Source organism: Pseudomonas sp. TH08 (genome assembly GCF_016651275.1).
Classification (GTDB): domain Bacteria; phylum Pseudomonadota; class Gammaproteobacteria; order Pseudomonadales; family Pseudomonadaceae; genus Aquipseudomonas.
This window is the reverse complement of record NZ_JAEKEE010000001.1, coordinates 717634-738939: the sequence shown is the minus strand read 5'-3', so window position 1 is coordinate 738939 and position 21306 is coordinate 717634. Positions and strand designations below refer to the sequence as shown.

At 59.1% G+C, this 21306-nt stretch carries 22 protein-coding genes; 12 read left to right on the top strand and 10 right to left on the bottom strand.

Going from position 1 to position 21306, the window contains the following annotated elements:
- The first annotated feature begins 20 nt into the window (after positions 1–20).
- The 3 genes from JFT91_RS29845 to JFT91_RS03450 are packed head-to-tail and all read left to right on the top strand — an operon-like array spanning position 21 to position 2476.
- Entirely contained in the window at positions 21–1202 is a 1182-nt protein-coding gene (locus tag JFT91_RS29845; RefSeq protein WP_277953310.1) for a patatin-like phospholipase family protein, read from the top strand.
- 11 nt (positions 1203–1213) lie between these two features.
- Complete coding sequence (locus JFT91_RS29840; RefSeq protein WP_277953309.1) at positions 1214–2059, top strand: hypothetical protein; 846 nt, start codon at positions 1214–1216, stop codon at positions 2057–2059.
- A gap of 6 nt (positions 2060–2065) precedes the next feature.
- Positions 2066–2476: a CesT family type III secretion system chaperone gene (locus JFT91_RS03450; RefSeq protein WP_201231570.1), complete on the top strand. Its 411-nt coding sequence runs from the start codon at positions 2066–2068 to the stop codon at positions 2474–2476.
- Between the two features lie 62 nt (positions 2477–2538).
- Here the strand turns inward: JFT91_RS03450 and JFT91_RS03445 are convergent, their stop codons facing one another.
- Positions 2539–3708: an MFS transporter gene (locus tag JFT91_RS03445; protein WP_201231569.1), complete on the bottom strand. Its 1170-nt coding sequence runs from the start codon at positions 3706–3708 to the stop codon at positions 2539–2541.
- Positions 3709–4015: 307 nt separating this feature from the next.
- Between JFT91_RS03445 and JFT91_RS03440 the strand changes: the two genes are divergently transcribed.
- Positions 4016–4849 carry an EamA family transporter gene (locus tag JFT91_RS03440; RefSeq protein ID WP_201231568.1) on the top strand — a complete coding sequence of 278 codons (834 nt, stop codon included), beginning with the start codon at positions 4016–4018 and terminating at the stop codon, positions 4847–4849.
- 39 nt (positions 4850–4888) lie between these two features.
- Complete coding sequence (locus JFT91_RS03435; RefSeq protein ID WP_201228958.1) at positions 4889–5272, top strand: MAPEG family protein; 384 nt, start codon at positions 4889–4891, stop codon at positions 5270–5272.
- A gap of 122 nt (positions 5273–5394) precedes the next feature.
- On the opposite strand, the gene mltA is transcribed toward JFT91_RS03435, so the two are convergent.
- Positions 5395–6573 (bottom strand): murein transglycosylase A, encoded by a 1179-nt coding sequence (gene mltA, locus JFT91_RS03430; protein ID WP_201231567.1) that lies wholly within the window; start codon positions 6571–6573, stop codon positions 5395–5397.
- 127 nt (positions 6574–6700) lie between these two features.
- Between mltA and JFT91_RS03425 the strand changes: the two genes are divergently transcribed.
- Positions 6701–7150: a c-type cytochrome gene (locus tag JFT91_RS03425; protein ID WP_201228956.1), complete on the top strand. Its 450-nt coding sequence runs from the start codon at positions 6701–6703 to the stop codon at positions 7148–7150.
- A 215-nt stretch (positions 7151–7365) separates the two neighbouring features.
- On the opposite strand, the gene JFT91_RS03420 is transcribed toward JFT91_RS03425, so the two are convergent.
- From JFT91_RS03420 to JFT91_RS03405, 4 genes are all read right to left on the bottom strand, one after another.
- Positions 7366–7761 (bottom strand): DUF1090 domain-containing protein, encoded by a 396-nt coding sequence (locus JFT91_RS03420; RefSeq protein ID WP_201231566.1) that lies wholly within the window; start codon positions 7759–7761, stop codon positions 7366–7368.
- A 97-nt stretch (positions 7762–7858) separates the two neighbouring features.
- Positions 7859–9526 carry an NAD-dependent DNA ligase LigB gene (ligB, locus tag JFT91_RS03415; RefSeq protein ID WP_201231565.1) on the bottom strand — a complete coding sequence of 556 codons (1668 nt, stop codon included), beginning with the start codon at positions 9524–9526 and terminating at the stop codon, positions 7859–7861.
- 171 nt (positions 9527–9697) lie between these two features.
- Entirely contained in the window at positions 9698–10888 is a 1191-nt protein-coding gene (gene metK / locus JFT91_RS03410) for a methionine adenosyltransferase (RefSeq protein WP_016987231.1), read from the bottom strand.
- Between the two features lie 18 nt (positions 10889–10906).
- On the bottom strand, positions 10907–11902 hold the full coding sequence (locus JFT91_RS03405; RefSeq protein ID WP_201228953.1) for an ArsR/SmtB family transcription factor: 996 nt from the start codon (positions 11900–11902) through the stop codon (positions 10907–10909).
- Positions 11903–12160: 258 nt separating this feature from the next.
- Here JFT91_RS03405 and tkt point away from each other — a divergent pair, with 258 nt between their 5' ends.
- From tkt to fba, 6 genes are all read left to right on the top strand, one after another.
- Positions 12161–14158, top strand: a complete 1998-nt coding sequence (gene tkt, locus JFT91_RS03400; RefSeq protein WP_201231564.1) for a transketolase — start codon at positions 12161–12163, stop codon at positions 14156–14158.
- 151 nt (positions 14159–14309) lie between these two features.
- Positions 14310–15362: an erythrose-4-phosphate dehydrogenase gene (gene epd / locus JFT91_RS03395; protein WP_201231563.1), complete on the top strand. Its 1053-nt coding sequence runs from the start codon at positions 14310–14312 to the stop codon at positions 15360–15362.
- Between the two features lie 12 nt (positions 15363–15374).
- A complete protein-coding gene (locus JFT91_RS03390) occupies positions 15375–16538 on the top strand; it encodes a phosphoglycerate kinase (protein WP_201231562.1) in 1164 nt (387 codons plus the stop codon).
- A 34-nt stretch (positions 16539–16572) separates the two neighbouring features.
- Positions 16573–16794 (top strand): hypothetical protein, encoded by a 222-nt coding sequence (locus JFT91_RS03385; RefSeq protein WP_007913756.1) that lies wholly within the window; start codon positions 16573–16575, stop codon positions 16792–16794.
- Between the two features lie 57 nt (positions 16795–16851).
- Entirely contained in the window at positions 16852–17184 is a 333-nt protein-coding gene (locus JFT91_RS03380; RefSeq protein ID WP_201228946.1) for an MliC family protein, read from the top strand.
- Positions 17185–17429: 245 nt separating this feature from the next.
- Complete coding sequence (gene fba / locus JFT91_RS03375) at positions 17430–18494, top strand: class II fructose-bisphosphate aldolase (RefSeq protein WP_041063423.1); 1065 nt, start codon at positions 17430–17432, stop codon at positions 18492–18494.
- 76 nt (positions 18495–18570) lie between these two features.
- Here the strand turns inward: fba and JFT91_RS03370 are convergent, their stop codons facing one another.
- From JFT91_RS03370 to JFT91_RS03355, 4 genes are all read right to left on the bottom strand, one after another.
- Positions 18571–18852: a hypothetical protein gene (locus JFT91_RS03370; RefSeq protein ID WP_201231561.1), complete on the bottom strand. Its 282-nt coding sequence runs from the start codon at positions 18850–18852 to the stop codon at positions 18571–18573.
- 236 nt (positions 18853–19088) lie between these two features.
- Entirely contained in the window at positions 19089–19451 is a 363-nt protein-coding gene (locus tag JFT91_RS03365) for a DUF6124 family protein (RefSeq protein ID WP_201231560.1), read from the bottom strand.
- 436 nt (positions 19452–19887) lie between these two features.
- Entirely contained in the window at positions 19888–20313 is a 426-nt protein-coding gene (locus JFT91_RS03360) for a hypothetical protein (RefSeq protein ID WP_201231559.1), read from the bottom strand.
- Between the two features lie 224 nt (positions 20314–20537).
- Positions 20538–21206: a polysaccharide lyase family 7 protein gene (locus tag JFT91_RS03355; protein ID WP_201228936.1), complete on the bottom strand. Its 669-nt coding sequence runs from the start codon at positions 21204–21206 to the stop codon at positions 20538–20540.
- Positions 21207–21306 lie beyond the last annotated feature (100 nt).

The following is a 21306-nucleotide window of genomic DNA, read 5'->3' as shown; positions in this document are numbered from 1 at the left end:
AACGTTTATTGGGAGCCATTATGCTAATTCCGTCCTCAGTCAACGCGCTCGCCAGTGCCGGCAGGCAGCAGGAAGTCACCCCTCCGAAGGATTCGCAACCGGCCAAGGGCACCTTGTCCAGCCAGGTTGTGGGTCAGAGTCTGATGGCTGCGCTCAAGACCACGATTGGCATTGCCCTCAGCGCGAAAGTACCGGACATCAGCCGTGCCAGCCTGGTAACCCCACAGCCTGAAGGTACGTCGCAGTTGATCGCCGATGCGGCGGGACAGCGCAAGGTTACGCTGCGCAGTTTCGAGAACGGCGTCACCGAAGTGCAACTGGCGCGGCCGCCGTTGACCACCCTGGTCCTCAGCGGTGGTGGCGCCAAAGGCGCGGCGTATCCGGGGGCGATTTCGGCGTTGGAAAACAAGGGTGCGCTAGAGGGCATCAAGAGTATTTCCGGTTCGTCGGCCGGGGCTATCACGGCCGCGCTGCTGGCGTCGGGCATGAGCGCCGGTTCGTTCAAGACTCTGTCGGACAACATGGACCTGATCACCCTGCTCGACAGCGGTAAAAGCTGGTTGAGAAAAGTCCAGCATGTGATTTCCGGCTGCGCCTATGCAATCACCTTTGGCAGGATGGGTGTAGTCGGCAGCATTGTTCGTCTGCTGTACGACATCTTGCCACGTTCGGATTCCGAAGCGGCACCGCTGGAGAAGGTCCTGCGCGAGGAGACGAGTAAGTCGGTAATGCACCAGATCGCGGCTCATATGGACATCGCTGAGCAACCCGCCGTGAGAGCTATTGCACAGAAACTGGGGGCCGGCGGCGTGGTGACCTTCCGCGACCTGACTGTGCTCAGCCGGTATATCCCACAGATCAAGGAACTGAGCATGACCGGCACGGCCATGTACGAAGGGCGTCCGCAGTTGGTGGTGTTCAACGCCGACCTGACCCCCGACATGGACATTGCCCGTGCTGCACACATTTCCGGGTCGTTCCCGCTGGTGTTCCAGAAAGTCGCGGAAACCGCGCACCCGTTCCAGGAACAGGGCGAAGTCACGCTGTTTCAGGATGGCGGTGTCATGCTCAATGTGCCGGTTCCCGAGATGATCAATCGGCAGTTCTCGAACAGCCCGTTGCGTCAGGCCGATAACCTCATCCTCAAGTTTCCTGAGGATCCGGTGGCACAAAAAGGGCCGGGCCGGGGGCTATCAATGTGACGGAGGGTATCGTGGGTGCTCCGCTGGGAGCGCAAGCGGCACTGCAAGACCGGGGGCTTGCCGCGTTCGAAGATCAGACTGTCGTGGTGCCACTCAAGACCGAGTCGGGCGACTACAGCGGGATGCTGGGCGGAACCCTGAACTTCACCATGCCCGCCAGCGTCAAGAATTCGTTGCAGGCGTTATTGCAGAACGAAGTCGGTGACCACCTCGACAACCGTTTACAGGCCCGCGAAGCCCACACGTTTGCGACGATGGAAGGAGCGTTGCTGGCCCTTGATGACGAAATGCTTGCCAGTGTCGCGGCCCAGGATCCGGTGCGTACAGCAGACGTTGTGCAGTTCCGGCGGGAGGTTGGCGAGGCGTTATCCGGGCTGACGGTGGCGATCCTCTCGGCTGAAAACATGAAGCTGACCGATAACCTGCGTTCGGCCTTCTCGCGGCTGGATGCCTTGGCGACTACGCCGGAGCGCAAGGAATGGTTGAGCAAAACGTTGAACAACGCCGATAACACCGACCATCAACGCTTGCTCGGCGCTCTGCGCAATACACCTTTGGAGTCGCCGGTACTGAAGGCGGCGGTGGACGAAATGCGCAAGCGCGATGTAGCGGTGATTGCTGAGAACATTCGCAAGGAAGTGATCTTGCCTTCCCTGTTCCGTGTCGGACAGCCGAAATCCAACGTGGCGTTGTTGCGTCGCGTCGAGCAAAGCCTGATGCGTGCAACCACTCCGGCCGAGATCAATCGAGCGCTGGATGACCTTGCGGACAATTACGGCGCGCGTAACAAACCCTGGAGCAAGGCATTCAGTTCTACCACCGTCAACATGGCCCGAGCCTGGCGGATCAAGGAGTAAACCCTCATGACAGTTAAAGCATGGCTGGATCAATGGGATTTGGCGTTGCCGTCAGAGGCACAGCAGACCTGCCGTTTGCGCGTTGGCGACGGGCCTGAGTTGTTGCTCGAGCGCACACCCGGCGGCTGGTTGATTGCATTGCGTCTGGGCGCGCTGCCGAGGACGCTGCTGCAGGGTGTGGTCCTGCAATTGTTGCAGGTCAACAGCCCGTTCTCGCTGCTTGCTCCGGTGCGGATGACGGCAGACATTGCAGGTGATCTGGTGCTGTGGGTCGAAGCGCTTGACGGGCAGGCAGACGTTGAGCAGTTGAACACCTGGTACGGCAAATTGCTGCAAGGTCATACCTTGTTCAGCTCATTGACCGAGCCAGGAGCGACGCTGACCGATGAGCCTTTGCGAGGCGGCGTATTTGTCTGAGCTGACTGTTTGAACGACACCGGGCCTTTGCTGGCCCGGTATCATTTCAAGGTGGCGTCAACTCAGTGCGCAATGTCGGCAGCGACGTGGCGGTTGCGTTGCAGGTAGATGAAAAATACAGCGGTCAGTACCGTCAGCACACCGACCAGCGCGCCAGTCCACGGCAGATCCGCCAGATCCGCGCCGCTGGCCACCACCAGTCCGCCGATCCATGCACCGGCCGCGTTGCCGAGGTTGAAAGCGCTCTGGTTCAGCGTCGAGCCAAGATTCGGCGCTTCATGGGCCTGATCGATGATCAGCAGTTGCAGGATCGGGCACAGCGCGAAAGCAAAAATTCCCCACAGCACCAGGGTGATCGCTGCCGGCACCACCGAGCGGCTGGTCTGGCTGAATGCCGCGAGAATTACCACCACCGCCAAGGCCACGCCCACCAGTGATGGCAGCAGACGGCTGTCGGCCAGGCGTCCACCGAGCATGCTGCCGCCGGTCAGGCCAACACCGAACAACAGCAGCATCACCGTCACACCGTGCGGGCTGACCCCCGTTATGTCCTGCAGGATAGGCGCGATGTAGGTGAACACACTGAACAGACTGGTCGACGCCAACACACTCATGCCCAGAGCCAACAGCACATTGACCTTGCCCAGCACCTTGAACTCGCTGGCCAGGTTGGCCTTGTCCATCGGGATGTGTTTGGGCAGCCACAGCCACTGCGCGAGTGCCGCGATGACGCCGATCACCGAGACCGCCCAGAACGTCGAGCGCCAACCGGCGTACTGGCCGAGCGCGGTGCCCAGTGGTACGCCGAGGACGTTGGCCAGGGTCAGGCCGGTGAACATCATGGCAATCGCCTGTGCGCGTTTGTTTGGTGCGACCAGTCCGGCAGCCACCACCGAACCGATGCCGAAGAATGCACCGTGGCACAGCGCCGTGACCACCCGCGCGGCCATCAGCGTCGCGTAGTTCGGTGCGAGAGCGCAGAGTACGTTGCCGAGGATGAACATCAGCGTCATCCCCAGCAGCGTGGCTTTGCGCGGCATGTTCGCCGTGCCGATCGCCAGGATCGGGGCACCGAACACCACGCCCAAGGCATAACCGGTGATCAGCAGGCCGGCATGCGGAATGCTCACGGCGAGATCGCGGGCGACATCGGGCAGCAGGCCCATGATGACGAATTCAGTGGTGCCGATGCCGAACGCGGCAACGGCAAGTGCAAGCAAGGCGAGTGGCATGCGCAAGGTCTCTGTCGGTAGTCTTGACGCTGTGATCAGGCATACGCAGGCCAACGACCGGTCTCGGGGAGAGAGCGGGGCAGGCAGTCATTATTGGAATTTTTCTGTGCGCAACTGAGTGCGGCGTGGTCGCTTGCAGTATAAACAGCTGCTGACACATCGCGAATCAATAATCTGACTATTCGACGACTCCCTGTAGGAGCTGCCGAAGGCTGCGATCTTTTGATTTTGTTTTTTACCGGCAAGATCAAAAGATCGCAGCCTGTGGCAGCTCCTACAGGGGCTAATAAAAATAAGGAGTGTGTTTGTGCTGGCGACAGTTTTGGTATTGATGGCGGCCCTGTTGCATGCGACGTGGAATACGTTGATCAAGTTCAGCGCCGAGCGGCTGCTGGTGGTGGCGTGCATGGACACCGTGGCGCTGCTGTTCGTCGCTATCGCGCTGCCATTCGTGAATCTGCCGCCCATGGAGATCTGGCCGTGGATTCTCGCGTCGGCGGCGTTTGAGCTGCTCTATCGTTACCTGTTGATTCAGGCGTATCGGGTCGGCGATCTCGGGTTGGTCTATCCGCTGATGCGCGGTCTGTCACCGCTGGTGGTGCTGGCGTTGACCCTGATCTTCGCCGGCGAAGTGCTCACCACCCAGCAAATCTTCGGCATCATGCTGATCCCGTTCGGCATGATCTGCCTGCTTTGGCAGGGCGGCGGCGGAAAACACTTGCCGTGGTCGATGCTGCCGGTGGTGGCGCTGATCGGGCTGTGCATCGGTTGCTACACCTACATCGATGGCCAGGCATTGCGACGCTGGTCGCATCCGCTGGATTATCTGGTCTGGGTGACGTTGCTCAGCGCCTGGCCGTTTCCGCTGCTGGCGTGGGTCGCCAAGCGGCCGGCGTTCATGCTGTTCTGGCGTGAGCAATGGAAGCTGGGTTTGGCGGTGGGCTTCTGCGTGTTGGCCAGCTACGCTCTGGTGCTGTGGGCGATGCAGTTGGGCTCGATTGCAGAAGCTGCGGCGTTGCGCGAAATCAGTGTGATCCTGGTGGTGCTGTTCGGCATGCGCTATCTCAAAGAACCTTTCGGCCGACCGCGGCTCATAGCCTGTGGGCTGGTGCTGATCGGCATGCTGGTAATGAAGTTCTGAGCGCTCGCGAATTCTATAACTCGAAAAAAGGATGGCGTTATGACGGTGGCTCTGTGGTGTGTGTTGATCGCAATCTTTTTACCGTATGTCTGTACAGGCGTGGCCAAGGTCGTGGGTGGCTATCGGCTGAGTGACAACCATGATCCGCGCGACTTCATGGAAAGCCTCAACGGTCTGGCCCGACGGGCGCATGCGGCGCAGATGAACAGTTTTGAAGTGATGCCGGCGTTTGCCGCAGCGGTGATCGTTGCGCATCTGGTGGGGACGGCGCAGTTGGTGACGGTGAATGTGCTGGCGGTGCTGTTTATCACCAGTCGCCTGCTGTACATCATTTGCTATCTGGCGGACTGGGCGATCTTGCGATCGCTGGTGTGGTTTGTGGGGATGGGGTTGATCATCAGTTTCTTTGTGGTGTCGGCCTGATTATCGAGTGTCGCTGAGGGCCTCATCGCGAGCAGGCTCAATCCCGCATTTTGGAATGCGTTCCCCTGTAGGAGTGAGCCTGCTCGCGATAGCTACTTGACTGCCTCAGCAAAGCTAAAGGATTACTGCTTTACCGTGTCGGCCACCTGCGGCACTTGCGGCAGTGCTGCGCCTTTGGGCCAAAGCATCCAGATCTGCCCCTGCTGTTTCATATCTCCCGCCAGTTGCCCGGCGGCATCTCCGGTGCCCCAGAACAGATCCGCGCGAACCTCGCCGGCAATCGCGCCACCGGTGTCCTGCGCCGCAACCGGGCGCACCAGTGCCGTGCCGTCCGGGCGCGTGGTCGACAGCCACAACAGGCTGCCCAGCGGAATCACCTTGCGATCCACCGCTGCGCTATAGCCGGCCGTCAATGGCACATTCAGCGAGCCGCGCGGGCCTTCGTTGCTGTCCGGGTTACGGGTGAAGAACACGTAGCTCGGGTTGCTGCCGAGTAACTCCGGGATACGCGACGGATTGGCTTTGGCCCAATTGCTGATCGCGCCCATGGTCACGTCTTCTTTCTTCAGCTCACCTTGCTCGACCAGCCAGCGGCCAATCGGCCGGTAGGGGTGGCCGTTCTGATCGGCGTAGGCAATGCGCAGCTGTTTGCCGTCCTGAGTCTGAATACGCCCGGAACCCTGGATCTGCAGGAACTGCAAATTCATCGGATCGGTGAGGTAAGCCACTACCGGGGCTTTTACGCCTTTCGATTCGATGGTCGCTGCGTCGTCGTAAGGTTTGAGCACTCGGCCTTCGAGGCGACCGCGCAGGCGCTTGCCTTTCAATTCCGGGTAAATGCTGTCCAGCGAGACAATGATCATGTCTTCGGGTACGCCGTACACCGGCACATTGGCGGTGTTGGTGGGCGTCAGGCTGCCGGGATAAACCGGCTCGTAGTAACCCGTGATCAGACCGTTGGGATTTTCGTTTTCAGCACGCAGACCGTAGACGTCGAGGTTCTGCTTGAGGAACGCGCGAATCTCGCCGGCACTTTGCGGCACATTGGCTGCTGCGGCGCAGGTGGTGCCCCAGACTGCATCAGCCTTGAGCCGCGTGCAGGCGCTGCGCCACGAGCCGAAACCGGCAACCAGATCGCTATCGGACACCGCGGGCAATGCTTCCCACGTGGCGTTGGCATAAGTGGCCAGTGCGTGAGTTTTCGGCTTGGCGCTGTCGCCACCGGTGCAGCCAGCGAGGATTGCCAGCAGCGGAAGGGTTGCGATCAGCGGATGACGCCAGGCCTTGAAACGGCTGTTCATGGAGTGATTCCTGTGCCGGTCGCCCGAGTGCTACATGCGCTCAGGCAACCCGTATTTTTAATAGGGCTATTGGTGTTTGGCGGTGACGCGAGGATACTGGCCGCCGATTCCGTGACCTGAAGCCACCATGACTCTTAAAAGAATTGCTGTTGTATTGCTGGCCTGTCTGACCTTGTCCGCCTGTGGCGGCGTCGATCCTAATTCGCCGCTGGGGCAACGCAAGGCGATCTTCAAGCAGATGCTCAAGACTGGCGAAGACCTCGGTGGCATGTTGCGTGGGCGCATTCCGTTCGACGGGCCGAAGTTCGCCGAAGGCGCGGTCAAACTCGATGCGTTGTCTCATGAGCCGTGGAAGCATTTCCCGCAAGTTCGCGAAGAAGATCACACCAGTGCCAAGGATGATGTCTGGCAACAGCAAGCCCGTTTTCAGGAAATGGCCCGCACCCTCGAAGCCGCCACCGGTGAATTGGTGATTGCCAGTCAGGTCCAGCCGTACAAGGCCAGCAACCTCGGCCCTGCGGTGCAGAAAGTTGAAGATGCCTGCAGCGCTTGCCATAAACAGTTTCGGGATCATTGACTGGGACTGCCGTGACCGCTGAGATATTCAGGAATGCTCAGCAACTGTGGCGAGGGAGCTTGCTCCCGCTGGGTTGCGCCGCAGCCCCGAAACCATTCAACCGAGTTGTTTCAGGCGGACTCGGTTGGCCGGATTTACGACGGCTGCGCCGCCGGGCGGGAGCAAGCTCCCTCGCCACAGGGTTCTTCACCTGGCCACACTTTCAGTGCTGCTGATTACTTGTCGATTTCGTCCAGCGCGTCCTGCAGCTCTTTGCGTGACTCGGCGAGTTTGTCTTTGCGCTTGTTGATCTTCTCCGGGTCGCCCTTCTTCATCGCCTTGTCGAGATCGGCCTGGCGCTGGCTGACTTCGTGTTTGGCCTCAAGCACTTTGTTTTCGCGTTCTTTCTTAAGGCCGGCGTCGGTGCAGTGTTCGCTCACTTCGCTCAGGGCTTTTTCCAGGCCGGCTTGCTGATCGGCATTGCCGCGCGACTTGGCCTGTTCAATCTGGTTGATGATGCCCTGCTTCTTGGCCGCGCAGCCAGTCAGCCCCGGGGCGTCTTCGTCGGCCATCACAGGGGCGGCCATCATGCCGCAGAGGGTCAGCATGGCGAGCGGTGCGAGAAATTTCATAAAAGCTCCATGTGCAAAGGCATTCGGGTCGGTTGGGCACTGCGCTGTTGGAGCGCTTCGGCGGCCGTTGGGTTCCCGGCGGGCCGGGATTGCTTGTTCAGAAACCGTCGATTCCGGCGGCCTGTAGGATTTCGCTCAAGGCTAGCACCTGCGGGTCGCGAAAGAATGCGCTCAATTGCGCCGCGCGACCGGGGCCGATACCGGCTTCTGCCTGCCATTGTTCAGTGTCACGTTGTGCCAGTGCCTGCCATGAGTCAGCCAGTTGTGCCTGACCCGTCGGCGGCAAACCCAGCGCTTTGAGCCATTGTGCGAACGGCTGTTGCCGGGCGTTATGGAAGCTATGCATCAGGCGCGTGCTGCTGCGTTCGCCAAAGCCGGCAATCTTAGCAAGCTCTGGCGCGTCGAGGGTCAACCAATCCAGCAGGTTGTTCAGGTGGCCTGTTTCCAAAAGTTTCTCCCAGGTGCCTCGACCGACATGCTGCATGGCCAGCCCTTGCTTGCTACTGAGCCAGGTCAAGCGGGCGAGAAACTGGCCTTCGCAGCCGGGCGTGGGTTGCCAGCAACTCAGCGCGTGAAAGTCGTCTGCCCGGGGGATGTTGAGGTCTGTGCGTTCGGTGGCACGCAGCACCACACTGTCGAGCCGTGGAATGGTCAGGCCGGCGAGGCTGATTGCCACTTGATCACCGGGGCGAATATCCAGGTCTTGCCAGCGCTTGAAGGAGCCGGCGCTGACCCGTTTGATCTCACGGTCATCGAGCATGACGGATTTGAGCTCGAGTACTGGCGTGATGCGCCCGGTTCGACCGACTTTGAAGTTGACCCTGCGTACTTCAGCCAGCGCCTGGGCAAACGGATACTTCCAGGCAATCGCCCAATACGGCGCGCGAGCCTGCCAGCGCTCGGCAGGTGGACGCTGACTCTGACGCAACACCACGCCGTCTGTGGCGAAGTGCAGGGGGGAGCGATACCAGTGATCACGCCATTTCTGTGCGGCAGCGAAGTCGGTGACGGGATGGCTGTAGGGTTCAATTGTGGCGAAACCCAGTTTTGTCAGCGCGGCGATTCGCTCGGGCAATTGCGCTGGGCCTTGGGGCCAGTCCCAAACGAACAGTCCAATCCCGGAGGCTTGCTCTGCATCCAACGATTTTCTCCCCATCAGGCCGGCGACGATGGCGCGAGCGTTAACGCTGCCGGATCGGGCTTGCACGTGCTCGCTCAGGTGCCAGTAGAGTTCGCCCTGCACCAGCAGATCCAGCGGTTGTGTCAGGCGTTGAGGGATGGCGTCGATCTTGCGCGCCGAAGCCGTCCAGTCCTGACCACTCACCCCATCCCCGCGACTGATTGCCTGCTGCAAAACGCCCTTGCGATAAATCAGCGTCACCGCGACGCCATCGATTTTGGGTTGTATCCAGACATCCTTGCGCTCGCGTAGCCAGGTTTCCACGGCCTCGGCTTTGTGAATTTTATCCAGACCGGTGTGGGCGATGGGGTGCGCGATTGAGCCTGAAGCTGTACGCAAAGGATCGGTTGGCGAGGACAGTTTGAAACACGCTCGCCATTCGTTCAGTTGCGCAAGGGATTGGTCGTAGAGTTCATCGGCAATCAGCGAGCGGCCTTCGCGGTGGTAGGCGTTGTCCCATTGGTTGATCTGGTTTTGCAGGGCGGTGATTTCGCGCTGGGCTTGGGTGGGCGTCCAGTCCGGGCATTGAGACGCGTAGCCAGTCAGGCATAGGAGGTGCAGCAAAACAAACAAAAACCAATGCATCGTGAGCGTCCTTGCTCATGGGGGTTTTTGAAGGTTAGTCAGGATTTTGAGCGAGGTCGGGCGGGTGTTTTTCGGGGTGTTGCGGGACATTAAAATCAAAAGATCGCAGTCCATGAAAAAGCCCCGCACGGCGCGAACCGTACGGGGCTTTTGGGTAACGCCGGGGAAATATTACAGACCAGCAGCAGAACGCAGAGCGTCGGCGCGGTCGGTTTTTTCCCAGGTGAAGGTGGTGAAGGTGTCTTCGCCAACGGTTTTGGTTTCTGGAGTGCGACCGAAGTGGCCGTACGCTGCAGTTTCCTGGTACATCGGGTGCAGCAGGTCGAGCATGGTGGTGATTGCGTATGGACGCAGGTCGAACACTTCACGGACCAGTTTGACGATCTTGTCATCGCTGATCTTGCCGGTGCCGAAGGTGTTCAGCGAGATCGACGTAGGCTGGGCCACACCGATCGCGTAGGAAACCTGAATCTCGCAACGCTCGGCCAGGCCGGCAGCGACGATGTTCTTGGCAACATAACGGCCAGCGTAGGCAGCCGAACGGTCAACCTTCGATGGATCCTTGCCGGAGAACGCGCCGCCGCCGTGACGGGCCATGCCGCCGTAGCTGTCGACGATGATCTTGCGACCGGTCAGACCGCAGTCACCTACCGGGCCGCCAATGATGAACTGGCCGGTCGGGTTGATGTGGAACTGGGTGTCTTTGCTCAGCAGTTCGGCAGGCAGCACGTGCTTGACGATCAGCTCCATCACGCCTTCGCGCAGGTCTTTGTACGACACTTCAGGGTTGTGCTGGGTCGACAGAACAACCGCGTCGATACCGACAACCTTGCCGCCTTCGTAACGGCAAGTCACTTGCGACTTGGCGTCCGGGCGCAGCCACGGCAGCAGACCCGATTTGCGGGCTTCGGCCTGGCGCTGCACCAACTGGTGCGAGAAGGTGATCGGCGCTGGCATCAAAACGTCGGTTTCGTTGCTGGCGTAGCCGAACATCAGGCCCTGGTCGCCGGCGCCCTGATCTTCAGGCTTGGCACGGTCAACACCCTGGTTGATGTCCGGGGACTGCTTGCCGATGATGTTCATCACGCCGCAGGTCGCGCCGTCGAAGCCGACGTCGGAGCTGTTGTAGCCGATGTCGAGAATCACGTTACGCACGATCTCTTCCAGATCGACCCAGGCGCTGGTGGTGACTTCACCGGCAACGATGGCCACGCCAGTCTTGACCAGGGTTTCCACGGCAACACGTGCGTGTTTGTCCTGGGTAATGATGGCGTCCAGCACCGCATCGGAAATCTGGTCGGCGATTTTGTCCGGATGTCCTTCAGACACGGACTCGGAGGTGAAGAGGGAGTATTCGCTCATCTCGATGTTTTCCTGAATTTACCGATGGTGAGTGTCGCCAGCCGGTCGCTGAAAGTGGCGGACCTGGATCTGGAAACCATTACGTAAGCCTACATAGAGGCTTTCCCCGGGAACGAGTCCCGCAGCGGTGGCCCAACGGGCCAAATCGTCCTGTTCAAACCCCAACCACAGATCACCGCAGGCCTCCCTGGCCCAACTCTGGTTGTGGCTACATAACTCTGTCACGAGCAGGCTACCGCCCGGTTGCAGCAAGTCGGCCATGTGCTTGAGCGCTTCGGCCGGCGCGGCGAAATGGTGCAAGACCATATTCAGTACAACGCAATCGGCCTGAAGGCTGGTGCCGTTCAATGCATCGGCCAATTGCAGGCTGACGTTAGCCAGCTGTTCACGTTCACATACCTGACGCGCCAGTTCGAGCATCGCCGGGCTGTTGTCCAGCGCGGTTACGGTGCCAAAACGACGCGCCAGTTCCGGCAGAAAAGCACCATCGCCGGGGCCGACTTCAATGGCCGTGGCAGCACCATTGAAGTTCAGTTTGTCGAGCAGGGCCAGCACGCTTTCACGGTACTGCGGCAGGCCGGCAATCAAGTCTTGCTGGGCGCGAAATTTCTCCGCAACCCGGGCGAAAAAATCCTGGCTGGCGGCGGCTCGTTGCGCGTGAACCTGAGCGATGCGCGCCAGGACATCGGCGGGCAGGGTCAGGTTGTCGACTTCTTCAAGCAGCGCGGCATGCAGCTTGCCGCCGAGCAATTCGGTGTGCGGCAGGGCGCGGCGATAGAAGATCGCGTTGCCTTCGCGGCGCGTCGCCACCAGATCGGCCTGCGCCAACACCTTCAGGTGATGACTCATGCCGGACTGGCCGATACCGAAAATCTGCGCCAGTTCCAGTACACCAAACGAATCGTTGGCTAACGCGCGCAATACATTCAGCCGCAGCGGATCGCCGCCGGCCTTGCACAGGGCCGCCAGCTCGTCGCAATCGTCATGGCGAATGGAAGGCACGCGTAAGTTCATGGGGCAGCAGTCTAGAGACGGGGGTAAATCACCGCAAGGCCAATATCAAAAAGTTTTGATATTGCTCGATAAATGGCACTTCTCACCACGCGGTTAACTCTACAAACGAGTAGCGGAAAGGTTTCACCAACAGAAAGCGCCGCTATCCATTGGAAAAACGCCTCTGGATGACTATCTGTCATTGCCCCGAGGCGCTCCGGTGAGGGAAAATGCCCTCCTTTTTTCCGTTTCGACTTACCAGAACCCAGGAGATCAGCGATGCCTAGCCGTCGTGAGCGTGCCAACGCCATTCGTGCCCTCAGCATGGATGCCGTGCAAAAAGCCAACAGCGGCCATCCCGGTGCCCCTATGGGTATGGCAGATATCGCCGAAGTGCTTTGGCGCGACTACCTCAAGCACAACCCGAGCAACCCGTCGTTCGCCGACCGTGACCGCTTCGTGCTGTCCAACGGCCACGGCTCGATGTTGATCTACTCGCTGCTGCACCTGACCGGTTACGACCTGTCGATCGAAGACCTCAAGCAGTTCCGTCAACTGCACAGCCGTACCCCGGGTCACCCGGAATTCGGTTACACCCCGGGTGTTGAGACCACCACTGGCCCACTGGGTCAGGGTCTGGCGAACGCCGTCGGTTTCGCTCTGGCTGAAAAGGTCCTGGGCGCGCAGTTCAACCGTCCTGGCCATGACATCGTTGACCACCACACCTATGTGTTCCTGGGTGATGGCTGCATGATGGAAGGCATTTCCCACGAAGTCGCTTCCCTGGCCGGTACTCTGGGTCTGGGCAAGCTGATCGCTTTCTACGATGACAACGGCATTTCCATCGACGGCGAAGTCGAAGGCTGGTTCACCGATGACACGCCGAAGCGTTTCGAAGCCTACAACTGGCAGGTGATCCGCAACGTTGACGGTCATGACCCGGAAGAGATCAAGACTGCCATCGAAACCGCGCGCAAGAGCCCGCTGCCGACGCTGATCTGCTGCAAAACCACCATCGGTTTCGGTTCGCCGAACAAGCAGGGCAAAGAAGACTGCCACGGCGCCCCACTGGGTGACGCGGAAATCGCTCTGACCCGCAAGGCACTGAACTGGAACTACGGCCCGTTCGAAATCCCGGCCGACATCTATGCCGAGTGGGATGCCAAGGAAAAAGGTCGCGCGGCCGAAGCCGAGTGGGATCAGCGTTTCGCTGCTTACTCCGCTGCGTTCCCGACCGAAGCCAACGAACTGGTGCGTCGCTTGAGCGGTGAGCTGCCAGCCGACTTCTCCGAAAAAGCCTCGGCTTACATCGCTGAAGTCGCGGCCAAAGGCGAAACCATCGCCAGCCGTAAAGCCAGCCAGAACACCCTGAACGCGTTCGGCCCGCTGCTGCCGGAACTGCTTGGCGGCTCCGCTGACCTCGCCGGTTCCAACCTGACCCTGTGGAAAGGTTGCAAAGGCGTCAGCGCTGAAGATGCCAGCGGCAACTACATGTACTACGGCGTGCGTGAATTCGGCATGACCGCGATCATGAACGGCGTGACCCTGCACGGCGGCCTGGTGCCTTACGGCGCGACCTTCCTGATGTTCATGGAATACGCCCGCAACGCAGTGCGCATGTCCGCGCTGATGAAGAAGCAGGTGATTCACGTCTACACCCACGACTCCATCGGTCTGGGCGAAGATGGCCCGACGCACCAGCCGGTCGAGCAACTGACCAGCCTGCGCACCACCCCGAACCTCGACACCTGGCGTCCAGCCGATGCCGTTGAATCGGCAGTGGCCTGGAAAAATGCTCTGGAGCGTAAGGACGGCCCATCGGCGCTGATCTTCTCGCGTCAGAACCTGCAGCACCAGGAACGTGATGCCGGCCAGATCGCCGACATCAGCCGTGGCGGTTACGTGCTGAAGGACTGCGCAGGCGAGCCTGAGCTGATCCTGATCTCGACCGGTTCGGAAGTCGGCCTGGCTGTTCAGGCTTACGACAAACTGACCGAGCAGGGCCGCAAGGTGCGCGTGGTTTCCATGCCATGCACCAGCGTGTTCGACGCGCAGGACGCTGGCTACAAGCAAGCGGTGCTGCCGTTGCAGGTTGGCGCACGTATCGCCATCGAAGCGGCTCACGCTGACTTCTGGTTCAAGTACGTGGGCCTGGAAGGTCGCGTGATCGGCATGACCACCTACGGCGAGTCGGCTCCGGCTTCGGCACTGTTCGAAGAGTTCGGCTTCACCCTGGAAAACATCCTGGGTCAGGCTGAAGAACTGCTGGAAGACTAAGTCCGACAGTTGTGTTGTCCGGGCTGACGCCTTCGCGAGCAGGCTCGCTCCCACATCGGAATGCATTTCCCTGTGGGAGCGAGCCTGCTCGCGAAAGCGTTGGTTCGGGCAACATCGCACTGCCTGATTCACCACGGTAATCGAGAACCCCATGCCTCAACCGCGTCCCTACAAAGTTGCACTCAACGGCTACGGCCGGATTGGTCGTTGCGTCTTGCGTGCGTTGTTTGAGCGTGGCGAAAAAGCCGGGTTTGAAATTGTCGCGATCAACGATCTGGCCGACATGGCCAGCATCGAATACCTGACACGCTTCGACTCCACCCACGGCCGCTTTCCCGGCGAAGTGCGGGTTGAGGGCGATTGTCTGCATATTAATGGCGACTGCGTGAAAGTCCTGCGCAGTGCCACCCCCGAAGGCATCGATTGGACGTCGCTGGGCGTCGATCTGGTGCTCGAATGCTCCGGTGCCTATAACACCCGTGAAGATGGTCAGCGTTTCCTCAACGCCGGCGCGCCCCGCGTATTGTTCTCGCAGCCGATGGCCAGCGAGGCGGATGTCGACGCCACCATCGTTTACGGCGTCAATCAGGATTGCCTGACCGGCGATGAGCTGCTGGTGTCCAACGCGTCCTGTACCACCAACTGCGGCGTGCCGCTGTTGCGCTTGCTGGATAAGGCGATCGGCCTCGATTACGTGTCGATCACCACGATTCACTCGGCAATGAACGATCAGCCGGTGATCGATGCTTATCACCACGAAGACCTGCGCCGCACCCGTTCGGCGTTTCAGTCGGTGATCCCGGTGTCCACTGGTCTGGCGCGCGGTATCGAGCGCCTGCTGCCGGAACTTGCCGGACGAATTCAGGCCAAAGCCGTACGCGTGCCGACGGTCAACGTGTCCTGCCTCGACATCACGATGCAGACCGCCACCGCGACCGACGCCAATGAGGTCAACCGGATCCTGCGCGAGGCCGCCACCAGTGGCCCGCTCAAAGGCCTGCTGGCTTACACCGAGCTTCCCCACGCAAGCTGTGATTTTAATCATGACCCACATTCGGCCATCGTCGATGCCAGTCAGACCCGTGTTTCCGGCCCCAAGCTGGTGAACATCCTGGCCTGGTTCGACAACGAATGGGGTTTTGCCAACCGAATGCTGGACGTTGCAGAACACTATCTGCAGACAGCCATTTCAAAAAAACCGTAGGAAGTGCGACCCATGACCGTGTTGAAGATGTCCGACCTCGATCTGCAAGGTAAGCGCGTATTGATCCGCGAAGACCTCAACGTCCCAGTCAAGGACGGTGTTGTCACCAGCGACGCGCGTATCCTGGCTTCGCTGCCGACCATCAAGCTGGCCCTGGAAAAAGGTGCGGCCGTGATGGTCTGCTCGCACCTTGGCCGTCCGACCGAAGGCGAGTTCTCTGCCGAGAACAGCCTCAAGCCCGTCGCCGACTACCTGAGCAGGGCCCTGGGCCGTGAAGTGCCGCTGGTGGCCGATTACCTGGGCGGCGTTGACGTCAAGGCCGGCGACATCGTGCTGTTCGAAAACGTGCGCTTCAACAAGGGCGAAAAAAAGAACGCTGACGAACTGGCCCAGCAATACGCCGCCCTGTGCGACGTGTTCGTGATGGACGCCTTCGGCACTGCTCACCGCGCCGAAGGTTCGACCCATGGTGTCGCCAAGTTCGCCAAGGTCGCCGCTGCTGGCCCGCTGCTGGCCGCTGAACTGGATGCACTGGGCAAGGCCCTGGGCGCACCAGCTCAACCAATGGCTGCCATCGTTGCCGGCTCCAAGGTCTCGACCAAGCTCGACGTACTGAACAGCCTGAGCCAGATCTGCAATCAACTGATCGTCGGTGGCGGCATCGCCAACACCTTCCTCGCGGCGGCCGGTCACCCGGTTGGCAAATCGCTGTACGAACCAGACCTGCTCGACACCGCGCGGGCCATCGCCGCCAAAGTCAGCGTGCCGTTGCCGGTTGACGTGGTGGTAGGCAAAGAATTCGCTGAAACCGCTGAAGCCACCGTCAAGCTGATCGCTGACGTCGCCGCTGACGACATGATTCTGGACATCGGCCCGCAAACCGCAGCCAACTTCGCCGAACTGTTGAAATCGTCGAAAACCATTCTGTGGAACGGCCCGGTTGGCGTGTTCGAGTTCGATCAATTTGGTAACGGCACCAAAGTCTTGGCTCAAGCCATCGCTGAAAGCTCGGCGTTCTCCATTGCTGGCGGTGGCGATACCCTGGCGGCCATCGATAAATATGGCGTGGCTGAGCAAATCTCCTACATTTCCACCGGTGGCGGCGCGTTCCTTGAATTCGTCGAGGGCAAAGTGTTGCCAGCCGTAGAAGTCCTGGAAAGCCGGGCCAAGGCCTGAGGCCGCCCGTTTGGCCAGGCAAAGGAGTGTTTACATGGTCAAGTCGTTAGCACTGTTGTTGCTGACCGGTACGCTGGCGGCCTGCGGGAGTAACCCGAAAGCCGAAGCCACGCCCGCGCCGAGCGAGTCACAGAAGGGCTGTTATCAGGCCGACTGGCAGGCCGAAACCAACCCGGTGCTTAACAAGCGCTCGGGGCCGGACGGCCTGGACAAATACGAGACGCAAACCCCGGCCAAGGAACATGGTTGTCCTTGACGGGTCTGACTCTTTAACTCAGGGCTGGCGGTATGTGCCGTCAGTCGAGGAACACGGATGAAAGGCTTGATCGCCATTGCGGCGTTGGCATTGTTGGGCGGTTGCGCGCAGTTGAACCTGTTTCAGTCTTCCGCCCCGGCGGATAACTGGACGACCTGGACCTGCGACAGCCAGGCCAAAGTGCTGTGGCGTTACGCCGATGCCGGCCAGAAGGAAGTCGACGTTCGACTCGGTGGCGGTGATCAGGTCTATCGCCTGAAAGAAGAGCCGGGCGCCTCGGGCACGCTGTACAGCGATGGCATGCTGGCGTTTCACCTCAAGGGTGACGAAGGCCTGGTGTACTGGGTCGCCACCAATGACCTGATCGGCCGTGGCTGCAAGGCCGAGTAGTTGCAACACCTGTAGGAGCAGAGCTTGCTCGCGAAAGCGGTGGCTCAGCTTGCATCAATAGTGAATGTGCCACCGCATTCGCGAGCAAGCTTTACTCCTACAGGGGTTCTGCGCTGTTCTGAAGAATTTGCTTTATCGAATCACCAGACCGGGCCTTAACCCCCGATCTGCAATCACTTGAATAGCCGCCGCCGCTCCGGCAGGCTGGCACGATTAACGACCCTCAACCGGGAGAGACACACACAATGGCACTTATCAGCATGCGCCAGATGTTGGACCACGCAGCCGAATTCGGCTACGGCGTTCCAGCCTTCAACGTCAACAACCTTGAGCAGATGCGCGCCATCATGGAAGCCGCTGACAAGACTGACTCCCCGGTGATCGTCCAGGCTTCGGCCGGCGCTCGCAAATACGCCGGCGCGCCATTCCTGCGTCACCTGATCCTTGCCGCGATCGAAGAATTCCCGCACATCCCGGTGTGCATGCACCAGGACCACGGCACCAGCCCTGACGTCTGCCAGCGCTCGATCCAACTGGGCTTCAGCTCGGTGATGATGGACGGTTCCCTCGGCGAAGACGGCAAGACCCCGACCGACTACGACTACAACGTCCGCGTTACCCAACAAACCGTGGCCATGGCGCACGCCTGCGGCGTTTCGGTAGAAGGCGAGCTGGGCTGCCTGGGTTCGCTGGAAACCGGCATGGCCGGTGAAGAAGACGGCATCGGCGCCGAAGGCGTTCTGGATCACAGCCAGATGCTGACCGACCCGGAAGAAGCCGCTGATTTCGTCAAGAAGACTCAGGTTGATGCCCTGGCCATCGCCATCGGCACCAGCCACGGCGCCTACAAGTTCACCAAGCCACCTACTGGCGACGTGCTGGCGATCGACCGCATCAAGGAAATCCACAAGCGCATCCCGAACACCCACCTGGTGATGCACGGTTCCTCGTCGGTTCCGCAAGAGTGGCTGGCGATCATCAACCAGTACGGCGGCGACATCAAAGAAACCTACGGCGTACCGGTTGAAGAAATCGTCGAAGGCATCAAGTACGGCGTGCGCAAGGTCAACATCGACACCGACCTGCGTCTGGCCTCCACCGGCGCAATGCGTCGCCTGATGGCCACCAACCCGAGCGAATTCGATCCGCGTAAATTCTTCGGCGCGACTGTGACTGCGATGCGCGATGTGTGTATCGCTCGTTACGAAGCGTTCGGCACTGCCGGTAATGCTTCGAAGATCAAGCCGATCTCGCTGGAAGCGATGTTCCAGCGTTATCTGAAAGGTGAGTTGAACGCCAAGGTTAACTAAGCCTGAGCGTTAAGCTGCTGATTCAAAAAACCCGCCGTGAGGCGGGTTTTTTATAACTCCGGTACAACGCTGAGTGTTACTTTTGTAAATTTACAGGCGCACTATAAGGTGAGTATGTATTGAGATCATTTTTAACTACATAGGACTGGGCCTGAACTGTAACCCACTGATCAGTATTCGAGAGGTCCACGTCGATAGCCCATTGCCCATCGGGGCCTGCGATTCCTTGTCCATATTGCACGCCGGTATTGGCTTGGATAATTCTGACCGACTGATTTGGTTCTGCTGTCCCCCACAACCGGGGAGTTGGGCCACATCCGGTACCACCTTTTCCATGGATGAGTGGTGTTTGTGCCATGTCATGTACTCCTTGAAGGTTATCTAAAAATTGTTGAAGCGCCGCTAAGAAGATGGTGGCGCTTGTACACGATAATGAAAGGAGTTCTTGCTCTTGTGACCTGTCAGATATGACAGTTTTATATATTCTTTCGCGTTATTTTCTTATTTTTTATTCCAGTCCTGTATATAGGAAAAAAAGGCGGATTAATTTTTTGGTCGTGTCCACTTGGAGGGAGACGGTTTTTTTGTGGACGACTATTCCTTCAGTTCAACGTGATCCAGTGCCTGATTCACCGCCAATTCACCGAGCATCACGACCTGCGCGATGCCCAGCGCTGTCTTGCGGTGCGAGGTACCGAGCATGGCGGCGAAGTTGTTGAGCATTTCGCTGGCTGAGCCCAGGGTTTCGCTGGCGTTGGCCAGCAGGGACTCGGTGTTGTACTTCGGGTTGGCGAGGTACATGGGTTCGGGTTTGTTGGTGCTGGCCATGATGCAGGCGGCGGGATTGAGATAGTGATCGAGTGCGCGTTCAGCCGCGTCGTGCATTTTTCTGGAATCGAGTGATTCGTACGGAGAGGCCGGATCAGTGTCCGGCGGGTTCGGCGTTATTTTGAACATAAGCTGAAAACTCCTGATGGAGCCGCTTCGCCTCCTCTACTAAATGAAGGGAGGCAGCTATGCGCAGGTTAGTCGACCGGTGGAAACAAGGTTTTCCGGCGCACCCGAAGGTGCCCTGCACACAGCCACCATCAAGTCAGTAGCAATAACCGACCGATGCGCTTGGCACATAACTGAAAAACACCGCGGGCTACTAAACCCGATCACTGAGATTCAGTGACGCGAATCAAGTTACCGATGGCATGCCAGGCGCACAAGCCGGCGGATTCTGGCGTAGTCGTAGGCAACGGCGCAAGGCGTTGTAGCCTTTCGGAAATAACCGCCTACAGATCTAAACAACACCGTTTAAATGTAGGAGCTGCCGAAGGCTGCGATCTTTTGATCTTGCTTTCTATTCTGTAAAACAAAGTCAAAAGATCGCAGCCTGCAGCAGCGCCTACAGAGGCGATTTGGCGTCGATGTTCTCGCGTGTGAACTGAAGGAATAATCCTGTGCGAAGCGGTTTTGTTGCACTTGATTGAAGGGGTTTCGCTTGTGGGTGCGGCGGCTTTTGCTTCAGGTAATAACCGGTCAGGGAGTGCCGCCCATACTGTAAAACCCGCGTGCGGATGACGCTAAGGGTTGGAGAGCCTTGAAGGCTGTCGATTTCTCCCTGCCAACTGTCGATGACGGCAGCGCGTTGGGTGGTGAACCGGACGTCAATGTAGGTGTTGTCTCGCTGGGAACAGGTTCCAGTAACGGGATAACTCTGACCACCTTCCTCCCAGATACCGCCGATCTGCCCGCTCTGTTCGACGAAATGAGAGAGGGTGATGCAGAAGCTGTTGTCGTCGTTGCAGAACTTTCCGAGCGGGTTATTCATGGGGTGGGTCCAGGATCAATGGTCTTGGCCCACGCTATCGATATTCGTTGAGAGCGCCAACTGTCAGGTCTGACAGGTTTTTATACCGATTTTGCTGGCTTCCACGGTTTTTAAATCCACAAACTGTAGGAGTTGCCGGAGGCTGCGATCTTTTGATCCTGCTTTTAATTGAAAGAGTAACGTCAAAGGATCGCAGCCTGCGGCAGCTCCTACACGAGGGTGGTTTATTTGTCGTGATCGATGTCGAGTTTGCTGAAGGTTACCTGCCCACCTTCGCTGGTGTACCCGGTGTTGTCCTGCACATAAACCCCTGCCTTGAAATACAGCGGCTTGTTGCGCCACGTCGCGCTGATCTGTGAATCCCACTGATAACCCGCCGCGCTGATGCCGAGTGCGCCGCCGGGGCTCAAGTGAATGAGGTAATTGAATTCGCGATCCAGTTTGATCCCGGTCGCCAAGGTGATAACGCGGCTTTCGTCCTCGTCCGGGTGCATGCGCACTTTGATCACCAGGTTGCCGGTCTCGGTTTTGGTCTTGTATTGGTACTCGAGTTTGACCAGCGGCTTCTGGCTCTCATACGCGTGAATCTGGCCGATGACGATCTTCCCTGAGCTCGGCACTTTGTTGACCGTCACCGTCGCGCGCAGCAGGTTATCGGCGTCCGGGTAGTACCAGTTACGCAGCGTGCCGTTGCTGAAGGTCTCACGCAGTTCCGTACGTGGGTAAATCGCATTTTCGGTTTTTGACCCGGTAACCGGTGACCAGAAGAACAAGGTGCCGGTGTCGGAATGGAAGTACTGATCTTTGAAGCCCTTCACCAGTTTTGAGGTTTCGACGGTGTACGGCGGGCTGCCGACGGGAACGCTGAGGTTCCAGGTTGCGAGATCGATCATGTCGGTTCTTCCACTCAGTTCATCCTGAACGCGGGTGCCAGAAGCTCTAGTCCGCGCCTTTTAAGGGCGGCCTTTATAAGCGTAGAGGTGTTTTTTGTTA